This window comes from Bradyrhizobium sp. UFLA01-814 (genome assembly GCF_046718885.1).
In the GTDB taxonomy this organism is placed as follows: Bacteria; Pseudomonadota; Alphaproteobacteria; order Rhizobiales; family Xanthobacteraceae; genus Bradyrhizobium; species Bradyrhizobium elkanii.
In genome coordinates this window covers 1-13025 of record NZ_JAQOSR010000210.1, presented here as the reverse complement: position 1 = coordinate 13025, position 13025 = coordinate 1, and the positions used below count along the sequence as shown (strand labels likewise).

The following is a 13025-nucleotide window of genomic DNA, read 5'->3' as shown; positions in this document are numbered from 1 at the left end:
GATCCTGGACGGGTCAAGGGCGCCATCAGCTTCGATAAGGTGGCCTTCGCGTATGACGACGCCCCGATACTACGAGAAGTGAGCTTCGAGATAGACCCCGGGCAGGTCGTAGGCCTTGTTGGCCCCACCGGCTCCGGCAAGTCAACTGTACTTAGTCTGCTGCCGCGGTTCTACGAGGCGAGCGGCGGGCGGGTGCTGATTGATGGCTTGGACGTTTCATCATACAAGCTCGCAACCCTGCGCGCGCAGGTGGGATTCGTGCTTCAGGAAACAGTGTTGCTTCGCGGAACGATCCGCGAGAACATTGCCTACGGTTGCCCAGGCGCTACCGAGGAACAGATCGTCGCCGCAGCGAAAGTCGCCAACGCTCATGATTACATCAGCGCCATGCCGCATGGCTACGATTCGATGGTCGGCGAGCGGGGCGACACATTGTCGGGCGGCCAGCGGCAGCGCATAGGCATTGCCCGCGCAGTTGTACGCAACAGCCCGATCATGATTCTCGATGAGCCCACGGCGGCGCTCGACACAGAATCGGAACACCTCGTCATCGACGCATTGCGTCAGCTAATGAAGGGGCGCACGGTCATCATGATAGCCCATCGCCTCAGCACGATCGCCAACGCCGACAAGATCGTCGTGCTGAAGGACGGCGTTGTGGTTGAACAGGGCTCGAACGACGAGTTGCTCGCCCTGGGCGGGGTTTACGCCGAACTACATCGCATTCAATACGACACTTCGAACCAAGCTTCGGCGAAAGCCGTCTCGTGACTGCAGCGTTTCGGCCCGGAGATTCAGAAACATGTCGCACAGCCTCATCGTGCTTCCCGACGATACCGTCAACTCGATTCTCGATCCGATCAATGCGGCCAAGCGCTCGCTCAATATCCGAATGTTCCTGTTCACCGACCCAACACTACTGAAAGCGGTGATCGCGGCCAGGCAGCGTGGCCCTAACGTTCGCGTCATGCTCAATCCGGCCCGCCGCGACGGCAATAGCGAGAACGAAATCGCGCGCGAACGGCTGACTGCCGGCGGTGTCGAGGTTCGGTACAGCAGTCCCGATTTTGCCATTACCCACCAAAAATCAATGGTGATCGATGACCAGCTGGGCTTCGTCGAATCTTTGAACTGGGAAACACGCGACCTGACCGAAACACGTGATTACGCGGTTGTCACGACCAAAAAGATCGAGGTGTCGGAGATGGTGAAGTGCTTCAACGCCGATTGGATGCACCGGAAGTTCGATCCCAGTGCGGGGTCCGAGTTGATCTGGTGCCCGAACAACGGGCGCGAGCGTATCGCACGCTTTATCGATTCCGCTAAAGCGACACTCTGGATCCAGAACGAGCGCTATCAGGATACGGTGATCATCGAACGGCTCGTCCGGGCCATTAGGCGCGGCGTGCAAGTTCACATCATGGCCCGCCCGTCGCATAAATTAAAGAAGAACAAACTCGTCGAAGGAATCGGCGGTCTTCGGATCATGCATGACGTCGGAGCTAAAATTCACACGCTGAAGCACCTGAAGTTGCATGGCAAGATGCTGCTGGCCGATGAAGAGCGGGCGATCGTCGGATCGATCAACCTCACACCAGGCAGCTTTGACGACCGGCGTGAGCTTGCCGTCGAAACTGATTCCCATCATGTTGTTAAACGATTAGTCGAGACTACTCGACACGACTGGAAGCATTCAAAGAAACTCGATCTTTCCGATGCGGGTATTCTAGCCGACTTCGAAAAGCACGGCACCAAGGGTGCTAGCTTGCTTGCCCTTAGGCCCTCGCAAAAACACCAGAACGACTAATTGACGAGTCGGTTGAGGATCAAGAATCCGTCTTCAACCTATGCCATGTGCCAGGCACGCTACTGCGATCGCTGCGACGATGCGCTGGTCGGGACTGGCGTAACGGCTCAGATCGGCCTGCGCGTGCGCCAATTGGATAATTGTCAGGCTCGACGACGCCGCAACAACGGTCGTTTGCAGCTCGGCCCCAGTTCCTGCTGTTTGCCTGGAACGCATGGAGTTGGTCTTGTGTTCGGATGCTCGATGATGCGATTGCATGACGCGGTGACTACAATTGACGTATCCCTTGGTTCATCCAGCCAGCTTAGAAGTCCGGACCGAATACGTCGCTATTGAACTGGGCCGAGGCCTCGTCGTTGTCCATGCTGTTGATCATGTTCTGCTCGGGATCCGTAAAGCCACCGGGTGAGAGCGCATCAGCCGGCAATGCGCCATAGCTGGCGCGATATTTGTCCATCGCGGCCACGCTGCCGACATACGCGCAGGTGCATCCGGACGGATCGGCGTAGACATAGTAGGGACGCCCGCCCTTTTGCCGCAGCTGGAATTGATTGGCTGGAAACGACATCAGCCGATTCAACATCTCCGGCGTGGTAGCAGCGATGGGATTAAACCCCGATGATATCAACAACTGGCCCGTTGACTGCTGAGCGTAGCCGCGAGCGCTCGAGTACAACTGGGCGAGAAGGATGATCGAGACGATGCCTGCACTAGCGCCTGTAGATCGAAAACGCATTTTTCCTCCGGGGGTCCTGGATGGACTACCGACTAGAGCCGGGAGTGAAAGGCAGGCAGCTATAAATATGCAATGTACGAGCTGATCCACACCAGGATCGACATGAGCAAGCCGATGACGCCGGCGTTGTCCGCGAAGACGGTAGCGGTGCCGGGCATGCCGAGCCTGAGCTGACTGCGGTTGATGGTTCTCGGTATGGAGATGGCGGCCGGATAGACCTTCGCGCCGCCGATCGAGCCAACGCGCGCCAGCGTACCCGAGACCGCGATCTGGCCCTGCCCCACGCCCTGCGGGATGGCAGTGACGGTCGCTTCGTGGATGCGGCCGGGATCGTCGTCGAACACGAGCTTGACCCCCGCGCCGGGCTTGATGGTCTTGAATCCGTTGGGCGGGAACATGCCAGCGATGAGGATATCGTCCGTGACGATGAACGACATTGCCGAGCGCGCCGGGTTGGTACGGTCGCCGACGGCCAGGGCCATGATCGTAACGACGCCGTCGCCGACGGCACGGATCGTCGTTTGCTCGAGCTCCCACTTCGCATGGTCGAGCTGCGGCTTGATTTGTGCGACTGTCGTGTTGACGCCGCCGATCTCCGAGTCCATGGCCAACCGCGCATTCGATTGCGCGGCCTTGGCCGCCTGCAGCTGGAACTCCACGGTCTCATACTGCACCTGGATGTCTTGCAGGTGAAACTCGGTCTGCGCGTCCTCAGTGACGAGCTTGCGGTAAGCGGCCAGCCGCTCGGTGTGATAGGCGAGCTGCTTGGACAGCCCCTCGACATTCGCGCTCGCCTGCTCGTAACTGGCGGTCAATTGCTTGACCTGCTGCCGCGCCTGGGCGAGCGCGGCCTCGAGCTGGTTGACCTTGTACTGGAACGGCGTCGGATCGATGCGGAGCAGCTCCGCCCCGGCTTTCACCGGTTCGTTCGGCTTGACCGGAATTTCGATCACCTCGCCGGAAACATTCGGCGTGACCTCCAAGACGCGCGAAATCACGACAAAGCTTCCCGATGGGGTAAGGTAATTGAACATCGCGAGGAACACCGCGAGGATGAAGGCGCCGAACAGCCCTGCGACGGTGCCGGACGCCCACCCCCATCGCACCAGCTTGAGCCTGAAGAAGATGAGCCAGACTAGGGCGAGGTAGAGCGTCAGGATGATGAGCACGATGAATCCTCTGACTGCCGAAGCACCGGATTGGACACTAACAAGCCGGTAGCACGGCGGTATCGGCTAAATGCATGCATCGACGACAACGTCGCCCGCATCCAGCCCACACAAATCCGATCTCTACGAGACGCACTTGAAGCCAGGAGGCGTCCATATCCCCTCATCAGTCGGCAGAATCGGTGGCGGTGTGGCTACGGCGTTTTCCGTGGCGGACGGGCATGACACGCTAGGCGTCCTCGTCCGCATGCTAATTTACCGAAAACGCGGCGACTCGCTATGCAGATTCGGCAATCTGCACCTCGGACGCGTAACAATGGCCTGCAGCTGCGTCCGGCATGTTGCCTTCGCGGGTCTTCGATTCCGGCGCGCGCCCGCCAGACAGGCCTAGGTGTCTGGTCCCGGAGTGTGGGGGAATCAGCCAAACTGGTCCTTCATTCCGGGAGGACCTATGGGCCAGATACTCCATGGCAGCACCACGACCACGCACGCGATCCGAGCGGCAATACAGCGATCGAAGGCTCCGCTCAAAGAGCTAGCCGCCCAGCACGGGCTCAACCAAAAGACGGTCGCCAAGTGGCGTAAGCGCACCTTTGTCCACGATGCGCCGATGGGGCCAAAGACCGTGCGCTCGACCGTGCTTTCTGCCGAGGAAGAGGCGATGGTCGTCGCCTTCCGCAAGCACACGCTCCTGCCTTTGGATGACTGTCTCTATGCGCTGCAGGCGACGATCCCGCATCTCACGCGCTCGTCCTTGCACCGCTGCCTGCAACGTCACGGGATCAGCCGCTTACCCGAGATCGCCGGCGACAAGCCCGCCAGGCAACCCTTCAAGCGCTACGCCATTGGCTACTTCCACATCGATATCGCTGAGGTCCGCACCGAGGAAGGCAAACTCTATCTCTTCGTGGCGGTGGACCGGACCGCCAAATACGCCTTCGCCCGGCTGGTGAAGAAGGCCACGGGTGCAGCAGCCAGGGCCTTCCTCGAAGAACTGGTGGCGGCCGTCCCTTTCCGGATCCACACTGTACTGACCGACAACGGTATCCAGTTCGCCGACCTGCCTAAGAATCGTGATGGCGCCACTGCAAGCTGGCGCGGCCATCCCTTCGACCGGGCCTGCCTGGGACACGGCATCGAGCATCGCCTGACCAAGCCCAATCATCCTTGGACTAACGGTCAGGTCGAGAGAATGAACCGCACGCTCAAGGAGGCAACCGTCCGGCGATACCACTACGAGACCCACGAGCAATTGGAAGATCACCTCGCTGCCTTCCTTGATGCTTACAACTTCGCCAGACGCCTTAAGACCCTGCGTGGTCTCACGCCCTATGAAGCTATCTGCAAAGCATGGGCCGACGAACCAAACCGCTTCAGGATCGATCCCATCCACTTGACCTCGGGACTGAACACCTGGAGCAAACTAGTCCGCCCGTAGCTAGCCCGGCGCAAGAACGCCGGGCCAAATTCTGCGCAGTTCTGTTAGTAGCATGGAGGATAAGGATAGTACCCGCAAACGGGCGGCCGATAATACGGGCCGTACGCGTAAGCTGCTGCGGCACCGGCCGCCGCGGCGGCTCCAGCATAATACGCACCTCGATAGGCCGTGCGTCGCGCAACGCCCGCGAATGAAAGCGGCGTAAACGGAAGGCCGATAATGTCGATAAAGACAGAGGCAGGGCCATCGGCGCCCTTGATGTCACCTTCGAGAACGTCGACATCGAAGGCAAGGTTATCGCCTTCGAGCTTGGGATTTTTCAAGGTCACAACGGCATCCCGCACGCTGCTGCCATCCTTCTGAAATACGGACACCGTGGCGTTAGGTGGATCCTTTGCGAAATTGTCGCTGCCGGCTCCCCAATCCTCGACGATATGACTGGTCAGATCATGGCCGGCCGAGCGAACCGGCCGATCTGCAAATATGATCGCATTTGACGCGACGCCGGTGAGAACCAGCCTGCCGGGCTGCATGTTCGCGCCCCTGGAGTTGAGGACTATCAGCGACGGAACGACCTGGGGTTTGGTGGCCCCGATCGTCTTAAGCGGCGCATGGGGCGCCGGGTCCTGCGCCAAGGCCAGGTTTGTGACCGTCAGAGCACCGAGAAAAGCGACCGCACGCATCGTATTCGACAGCATGGTTCAACTCCAAAGTCAGGGACCGTCCGGGCCCAGGCATGATGGGAAGGAATGGAGGCCAGCTGAATCAGCCGGCCTCCTGTCTTCACTAGTAACCACCAAACTTGTAGTTGAGGCGAACCGCGAGCAGATTCGCGTCCGTCTTGGTGTTGGTGGTGATCGACGCGATAGGCCCCAATGACGGAGTTAGGAAAGTGTTGCTCTCGTTCACCCGCCACAAATAGTCGTACTCGATGCCGGCCGTCCAATTCGGAGAGAAGCCGTACTCGAAGCCGACACCCACGACGCCACCCCAGCGGGTCCGCTTCGCAAAAGCGAGGCCCGTGCCGGTCACGCTGTCGAGGACGGCAAAGTCCTGGCTACCAACCGCGCCGCCGCCCTTGACGTAGAACAAGGCCTCGTTGACCGCGTAGCCAATTTGCGCCGTGAAGAGGCCCAAGCCGGCGAGCGTCGACTTGTACGTGCGAGCCGGATCCTGCGCACTGACGCGCGTGTTGCGGATGTTGGCCCAGTCGCCTTGCGCTTCCAGACCGTACACCAATTGTCCGGCCTGCCAGCGATAGCCAAGCTGGCCACCGACGATGCCGCCGCCTTTGCTATTGCAACCTTCCGCGAAGATGCCACCAATTCCGTTGATGGCGGTGAGATCGACACACTGGTTGCTCCAGCCATATCCGGCGTTCGCGCCGAGATAGAAGCCGGACCAGTTATACATCATCGGCGCCGGGATCGGAGCCGCCTTGTAGACCGGCCGCTGCGGAAGGTCCGCTGCCCTTGCAATACCTGTAAGCGCAACGGACATCACCGCCGCCGCGGTAAGTAACCAAATTTTTTTCATAGCCTGTGAGCCTCATCCAAGGTGGAGAACACATGAGCCATGTGCCATCGACGTTGGCTCAGTTGGTATGCAGAAACTGTCACAGCAGACCAATTCACTGTGGTGTTGCACCAAAACATCACTCCAAATTCACAGCGATTTGCCAGGCCTCGATGCGCCAGACCGGCGATGTGCCTCGGATGGCAACTCGCCGAACAGCCACCGGTAGCGGCCGGCAAACCTGCCGAACTCGGTGACGCCATGAGCTGCCAGGATATCGACTAGCTTGGCGGCCGAACCCACGTGACGGATCGCGTGATAAACCAGATTTAACTGCCGCAGCTTCAGATAGTGCTTTGGCGAGAAGCCGAGATAGCGCTCGAAAGCGCGCAGCAAGGTTCGGTACTCCACCTTGGTAGCTTTTACGATATCCTTGATATGGATGATGCTTTCCGGATTTTTCCCCACGAACTCGAGGGCCTCCAGAACGATACGCTCGGATGTGACGGTGTACTTGTTGGGCAGGAGTGCTTCGCTCACGCGATTGTCCCAGACGTAAGCGAGTTCATCCATCAAGGCGAGCTCCGTCTGCCAGGCGATCACAGGCCGGTCGGCGGGAGCAGGCTCGGAAAAGGAGCGCAGAGCGTGCCTCGCTGCTTCGATCAGTCTCGATGCGATCGGCTCTGGCAGCCGGACGAGATGCTTGGCGGTCTTTGGTGGATCCTGGCTTGTGGCGGCGGGGAGGATCTTCGTTGCGATACTCTCTTCCCGCGGTAACGACCAAGCGACCCATTCGACATGACCGGAACGAACAAAGGTGAAATGACAATCCGGTGGCAAAATGACCAGGTCCGACGCCTGGCACCGCGCGCCATCCAGCAGGACGCGATCGTCAAAATTGGACGTCTGGATGATCAGTGTCGCAAAATTCGGGTCGGTGACGCCATGGACGATCCCGGGGCCGCCGTCGGCGCCGAACTGGAGGATCGCGCGATGCAATGCGAGATACTTCACGCCCCAACGATGGGATGACGGAGCGGACTTTAGAAATGTCACCCTCGCGCCCCGAATGGCGTCGGTGTATTCCCCGAAATCACTCAATTCTGAAATACCCCGCCCGTCAGAGCGGGCAGATCAAGCGAAAACGATAGGAGGAGCTATGCTGCTTCGGCAAAACTGCGCGAGCGGATCAGGTGCGCAGATGACCGACCCGCTCGCAGACAATCTACTTCATCTGAATGCCCATCAGCTCCCGCTCCGCCTTGAACACCACAGCAATGGCATCGATGATGCGTTTTTCGGGATTGGCCTTGCAGTAGACGATCACCTCGTGCTCCGCGATCTTGCCCTTACGCAGGTCGAGGAAATGCTTCTTGGCAAGGCCGTTGTACCAGCCGCTGTACCAGGCCGTCAGTGCATCGGCGTCTTCCTGGTACGTCCCTGCGAGTTGCGCGCAGGTCAGCGTCTGGACGTCGATGAATCCGTTCGCATCGACGTACGACGACAGCGGCACCTGGGCCTTGGCTGACGTCATGGCGGTAACGAGCAGCGTGGCGGAAAGCAACAATCTCAAACGCATTGGGACTCCGTTTGTAAATGAATCAGAGGTGGAGAGATTTCCGGCGATCGAATTGCGAAACGCCGTCGGCTCGACCGAAATCCGAGCCGAAACCGTAGGCTCGGATACGCGATCGAGATCGGTGCAACGCCATCGGTTGGTTGAAGCAATGCACCGCGCAGATCCCTGGATTAGGGGCAGCGCATATAAATCCGGCCATGGGCATCGACCGCCTGGACGCATGCGGGTGCAACAACAACCGGCGCGGCCACGGCTGCGGCTCCTGCAGCGACGGCGCCTGCCGTCACCGCTCGCGCCGTCGTCCGTCTCGCAACGCCGGCGTAGCTCAGGGGCGTCAAGGGCCGGCCGATGATCGCATGAGCCTGGGTAACAAAGGAGCCGGGGTCAACGAACGCCTTATCGCTCGCGAACAGGCCGGCAATCACAGCGGCCACTACGCCTGCAAGTTGCAGCGACCTGATGATGGACGATATCATTTCTTTCCTCCCTGAGGCGATCCCGGCGGGACTTCATCGATGTTCAAAAGCGAGCCGAAAGCCACCTGCTTCGCTTCAGCCGCAAGCTTGAAGGCGAAGACGTCGGCCGGCGGCTGACTGTTCGTCTTCCAGTCCTTGATCCTGAGGGAGTATTGAGGCGCTCCGGTCACCGTCTTGCTGGTGATGACGAACTTGCGAGGAATTGGATTGGTCCCAGCCTCGATCCATATCTGCCAATCCGTGTCGGACGAGCGGAAGGCGAGATGCTCGCACTCGACCCCGTCGATCACGCCGCGGCCGACATGTTTGGCATCATATACGCCCGTCATCAGATCGTCGAATGACCGCGACAGCAGCAAGTCAGCCCCCGGGCCTCGACGCCAAACTCGGAACGCATCTTGTCGATCAGCTGGTCCACGTTGCCGGAAAAATCCGCCTGAGCATAGGCGCCAATATTTTTTCCGAAAACCGTCACCTTCTTTCCGTCGAAGACCAACTCGACGTCCGCGTAGCCTCCCGTCCGGCTGACACGCAGCTTGTCGGGACGGCTAAGCATCACCTGGCCCGAACTCGCAAACTGAACCTTTTGCAGATCGTCCGTGACGACTTCGATATCAGAATCGAAAGTTGCCTGGATGGTCGACTGACCACCGATATAGGCGGACATTTTTTTCAGGATCGGCACGGCATCATCCCCCTGCGCGTAAGCGCCACCCGCGAGGATGGCGGCGCAGAGAGCCACGCCGGGCACGAAGATGCGCCGAACAAGAGCAAATGTGATCATCGATGCGATTCTGCTCAGAACCGATAGTTGACACCGGCGCGCACGATATTCAGGTCATCCGCGCTCACTCCGGTGCCGACGACTTTCGTGTAGAGATACTCGGCCTTCAGAGACCAGTTCGGCGTGAAGCCATATTCGAAGCCCAGACCGGCCGAGATGCCCGGCCGCCAGGACGAGCCCGAGCACGGCAGGACGCCAAGCGTGCCGCAAGGTATGCCGGCAATGGTCGATGCATTGGCGCTCGATTTGACGAAGGCTCCGCCGCCGGTAACGTAGAGCAAGACGTTGTTCATGGCGACGCCGACCCGCGCCCTCGCCGTTGCAAGCGCGCTAATGCTCGACGAGGTATTCAGCGTGACGCCCTGCCCGAGGCCGAAAATCCTGGGTGTCACTACAGACGAGCCGCTGATGTTGGCCCAGTCAATGTCACCTTCGAGCCCGAGCACAACATATCCTTGCTGAATCTGCGCGCCCAGTGTGCCGCCGATCATACCGCCGCTGATGTCGAAACCGGCACGATCGAATCTGTTGGAGAACAGCACCAGCGGGTCCTGGTTACCCCAGCCATACCCGGCGTTGCCGCCGACATAGAACCCCGTCCAATTATAGACGGCGACAGCCGGAGCCTGCGCTTTGTAGGCGGGCGCCGCTGGCAAATCCGCCGCAGCCGCATAGCCGCCTATGATCCCCGAAGCCACGATCGCAATTGCAAACTTACCAATCTTGTTCATTGCCCACCTGTGATTGAAAAAATTAGTGCTGGCATCAAATCGCATCTAGCGCGCGCAACCCGCTATGCAGAATCTGACGCCTGCCTTCAATTTTCCCGCCTGTGGCGAAGTTGCCGCAGCCGAACATCGCGCCACCGATGTTGACCGCAGGCGCACCTTCGCGAATGACCTCTTGGTGCTGGGCGCGCGGGTTGCCGAATATGCAAATTATGACATTCGGTGATGTTGAGCGGCGACCGGGCGCTCGCGTCGTTGTTCAAATTTGCCGAACGCCATCATGGTCACCGGCAGGCCAATCGCGCGCGAAGTACAGCGGCGCCTTCGGCGGATCATCGTCGCCGGCACGGGCAATTCTGCTGGAGGAGAAAATCAAACGGCGGGGACTATCCCAAGGAAAAGAATGCAATGGCGCGCGCCCAGCGCGCTCGACTTTCGCAGTCGCCTGCAAGACGCATTCCTCGGGCTTGGTGGAACGATATCGACAACACGCAGGACCGGTATACGCAAAATCTGGCAGTGCATAGGCCGCCGCATGGCGGCGGCTCCTACGGCAGATCTGCCTCTTTGGTCTCCTCGAATGAGGCCAGCTCGACAAATGGCGGCTCGGACATTTCCGCAAACCAATGGTGAATGAGCGCCGAAGGTATTGCCCGTCGCGGTGTGCAGGGATTGATGGTGCCTGCGGTCACGATGTATCCTTGCTCGAATTTCTCGCGCGCAAACCTCTGGGCATCGAACTCGGTCGGAAAGCTCTCACTTTTTCTCGGACGTCGTTGCGCCGATGCTTTGCGCACCTTCTTCGGCACCTCAAACGAAACATACCAAGTTTTCGACAGGTCAGTTGGCACCGGGTCGTCCGATTTTGTTTTCCCTGTTGGCTCGCCTGTCTCTGCGCGCTCGCTCCCGCCATACGCTTTCTGCACCACGAACTTGAGCCACGTCCCATCATGTCACGCCAACAGGCGCGGAGCTTCAATAGATCGGACGCAGCTGGAGGCCGGAAAGGCCGACGGTGACATTGATGGCAATCGATCCCTCTACCGAAACGGGCTGCAACGCAAATGACCGCCCCGAGCCACCGACAAGGACATTGACGCCGGCGCCGAGGCCAAGGCCGATATCACCTGACGCCCCGACATATTCGCCGGCGAGAGCGCCGACCGGAGGGCCCGCCGTCGGCGCAAGAACTGCCCAAGCGAGTGCGCCTCCGGCCGAAACGCCGATATCGATTCCGACGGTGTTGAGCGCGCCTTCATAGAGTTGAATCGGGAACGGCGGGTTTTGAGTAAAGCGACATGACATCGATTGATGGCCAAATATAACAAACCCGACGCTAGGGTCGACCTTGCATGCCAGCATGCCGATCTGGGTCCAAGATGCCTGTTGGGCGCCCGCGGAAGACACAGAGCCAGACCATGCCCCGAAGGCGCAGAGGACAGCCAGAACCTGTGCGCGCATTCGCTTCCTGACCATCTCGCAAAACCTCATTGATCGCGGGCAGGCGCTAGTCCTGAACCGCCTTCTGCTTTTCGTAGATGAGCATGCGCGCAGCCGATGAGACTATGCAAAATCGGCAGGCCGAACCCGCCGTGAGCGAAAAATCGACCTCGAAGGCTGATGACGGGGTGAGAGTCCCATGGTCGAGCCACTTTTCGCACGTGCGCGTGTGCCTGGAGTAGTCGGGAATGACGAGGTTGGACAAGAACTTGCGATCAGCCAGCGGTTACTCTGGCGAAATTGCATAGCCGGTCCTTGAAAGCGCGCGCCAGCCGGTTTTCAATCCGGGCGTCTCGTCCTACTGCGCCTGAGATTCGGTGCGCGCGTACCCGGTTAGCGGAGAAAAGTATCCAGATGCTGATCGACACACCGACTGCCGCTCACCTGTCGCAGGTCATTTCGCAGGTGACGGCGCCAGCATTTCTCCTTGGCGCAGTTGCAGCCTTCGTTTCGGTCCTGATCGGACGGATGAACCGCATCATCGACAGGCTACAGGCGCTGCACGCTACAATCGACGACGATATTTCCCGAGCACACCCCGATGTGTCGCACCTTAGGCGCCGGGCCGTGCTTTTGAACAAGGCGATTGTTCTTTCGACGATCAGCGCGATTGTCACGTCGCTCCTGGTGATCCTGGCGTTCGTCTCCGCCTTCTTCCAGTTTCAGCATGAATACGGGGTTGCTTTGCTCTTTGTTATTGCGCTGAGCTTCTTCACGCTTTCGCTGGTTGATCTGGTCCGCGAGACCCGCTTGTCGCTGCATGATCTCAGCCATCACAAACCAAGCCGAAGTCCGTAGCCAACGACCCGCTTCAAAATTCAAGCGCCTGAGCGCTCTGACCATTCATCATTTCCCGCGATAGCCCGAGACTTACCGGTAACTGGGGGCGCCAACGTACGACGAGGTTTGTCCTTTCGGTTTCGAAATAATAGCTCTATTAATCCGAGGTTGTATGCGATATCGAACTTCAACTTACCTTTTTGATGACGACGTTACTTTCGAGCGATCTCTCTCAGACATCCAGATGTTGCGGGGGTATCCGAAGTGGTTTGGGTTAGAAGGATGAGGATCGAAGATCCGCTGCTTTGCCCGAGTGCCGTTCAAGGAATGGAGCTCAACGTATTTCCGACGAAGCGTGGCAAGCTCGAGCTCACGATTGAGCAAATTGGTTTGGATCGGCTTTGGATGAGCCGGTACGAGATGAATCTGCCTCAAGTCAATAGATTTGCTGTCCGGCCCGGGCGCAGATCCATCGGCTTTCTGACGCAATTGGAAGGCCCCTCGATTCAGCAC

Annotated in this window: 16 protein-coding genes and 1 pseudogene; 6 read left to right on the top strand and 11 right to left on the bottom strand. The window is 59.2% G+C overall.

From position 1 onward, the window contains the following. Positions 1-771 (top strand): ABC transporter ATP-binding protein (locus PMN64_RS38060; protein ID WP_411784476.1); only part of this gene is annotated, 771 nt, incomplete at its 5' end. A gap of 31 nt (positions 772-802) precedes the next feature. After that, positions 803-1807 (top strand): phospholipase D-like domain-containing protein, encoded by a 1005-nt coding sequence (locus PMN64_RS38055; protein WP_411784475.1) that lies wholly within the window; start codon positions 803-805, stop codon positions 1805-1807. A gap of 304 nt (positions 1808-2111) precedes the next feature. Here the strand turns inward: PMN64_RS38055 and PMN64_RS38050 are convergent, their stop codons facing one another. Together PMN64_RS38050 and PMN64_RS38045 are read right to left on the bottom strand one after the other, a co-directional pair. Then, on the bottom strand, positions 2112-2543 hold the full coding sequence (locus PMN64_RS38050) for a hypothetical protein (RefSeq protein WP_411784474.1): 432 nt from the start codon (positions 2541-2543) through the stop codon (positions 2112-2114). A gap of 59 nt (positions 2544-2602) precedes the next feature. Further along, positions 2603-3712 carry an HlyD family secretion protein gene (locus PMN64_RS38045; RefSeq protein ID WP_411784473.1) on the bottom strand — a complete coding sequence of 370 codons (1110 nt, stop codon included), beginning with the start codon at positions 3710-3712 and terminating at the stop codon, positions 2603-2605. A 451-nt stretch (positions 3713-4163) separates the two neighbouring features. On the opposite strand from PMN64_RS38045, the gene PMN64_RS38040 reads away from it, so the two are divergent. Next, a complete protein-coding gene (locus PMN64_RS38040; RefSeq protein WP_411784472.1) occupies positions 4164-5150 on the top strand; it encodes an IS481 family transposase in 987 nt (328 codons plus the stop codon). A 44-nt stretch (positions 5151-5194) separates the two neighbouring features. On the opposite strand, the gene PMN64_RS38035 is transcribed toward PMN64_RS38040, so the two are convergent. From PMN64_RS38035 to PMN64_RS38005, 7 genes and pseudogenes are all read right to left on the bottom strand, one after another. Next, entirely contained in the window at positions 5195-5848 is a 654-nt protein-coding gene (locus tag PMN64_RS38035) for a hypothetical protein (protein ID WP_411784471.1), read from the bottom strand. 88 nt (positions 5849-5936) lie between these two features. After that, entirely contained in the window at positions 5937-6686 is a 750-nt protein-coding gene (locus PMN64_RS38030; RefSeq protein ID WP_411784470.1) for an outer membrane protein, read from the bottom strand. Positions 6687-6815: 129 nt separating this feature from the next. Continuing rightward, the gene (locus tag PMN64_RS38025; RefSeq protein WP_411784469.1) at positions 6816-7679 is read right to left on the bottom strand and encodes a helix-turn-helix domain-containing protein; all 864 of its coding nucleotides are present in this window, start codon (positions 7677-7679) and stop codon (positions 6816-6818) included. A 211-nt stretch (positions 7680-7890) separates the two neighbouring features. Next, positions 7891-8244, bottom strand: a complete 354-nt coding sequence (locus PMN64_RS38020; protein ID WP_411784468.1) for an HdeA/HdeB family chaperone — start codon at positions 8242-8244, stop codon at positions 7891-7893. Between the two features lie 170 nt (positions 8245-8414). After that, the gene (locus PMN64_RS38015; protein WP_411784467.1) at positions 8415-8720 is read right to left on the bottom strand and encodes a hypothetical protein; all 306 of its coding nucleotides are present in this window, start codon (positions 8718-8720) and stop codon (positions 8415-8417) included. Beyond that, positions 8717-9387: pseudogene (locus tag PMN64_RS38010) on the bottom strand (DUF2092 domain-containing protein). The gene PMN64_RS38015 and the pseudogene PMN64_RS38010 overlap by 4 nt, the downstream one beginning before the upstream one ends. A gap of 131 nt (positions 9388-9518) precedes the next feature. Further along, the gene (locus tag PMN64_RS38005) at positions 9519-10235 is read right to left on the bottom strand and encodes an outer membrane protein (protein WP_411784466.1); all 717 of its coding nucleotides are present in this window, start codon (positions 10233-10235) and stop codon (positions 9519-9521) included. A 64-nt stretch (positions 10236-10299) separates the two neighbouring features. Here PMN64_RS38005 and PMN64_RS38000 point away from each other — a divergent pair, with 64 nt between their 5' ends. Then, entirely contained in the window at positions 10300-10458 is a 159-nt protein-coding gene (locus PMN64_RS38000; RefSeq protein WP_411784465.1) for a hypothetical protein, read from the top strand. 322 nt (positions 10459-10780) lie between these two features. On the opposite strand, the gene PMN64_RS37995 is transcribed toward PMN64_RS38000, so the two are convergent. Next, positions 10781-11161 (bottom strand): hypothetical protein, encoded by a 381-nt coding sequence (locus PMN64_RS37995; RefSeq protein ID WP_411784464.1) that lies wholly within the window; start codon positions 11159-11161, stop codon positions 10781-10783. A 46-nt stretch (positions 11162-11207) separates the two neighbouring features. Beyond that, a complete protein-coding gene (locus PMN64_RS37990; RefSeq protein ID WP_411784463.1) occupies positions 11208-11693 on the bottom strand; it encodes a DUF992 domain-containing protein in 486 nt (161 codons plus the stop codon). Positions 11694-12086: 393 nt separating this feature from the next. Here PMN64_RS37990 and PMN64_RS37985 point away from each other — a divergent pair, with 393 nt between their 5' ends. Next, on the top strand, positions 12087-12530 hold the full coding sequence (locus tag PMN64_RS37985; RefSeq protein ID WP_411784462.1) for a DUF2721 domain-containing protein: 444 nt from the start codon (positions 12087-12089) through the stop codon (positions 12528-12530). Between the two features lie 264 nt (positions 12531-12794). Beyond that, the coding region (locus PMN64_RS37980) for a hypothetical protein (RefSeq protein WP_411784461.1) at positions 12795-13025 on the top strand (231 nt) is incomplete at its 3' end.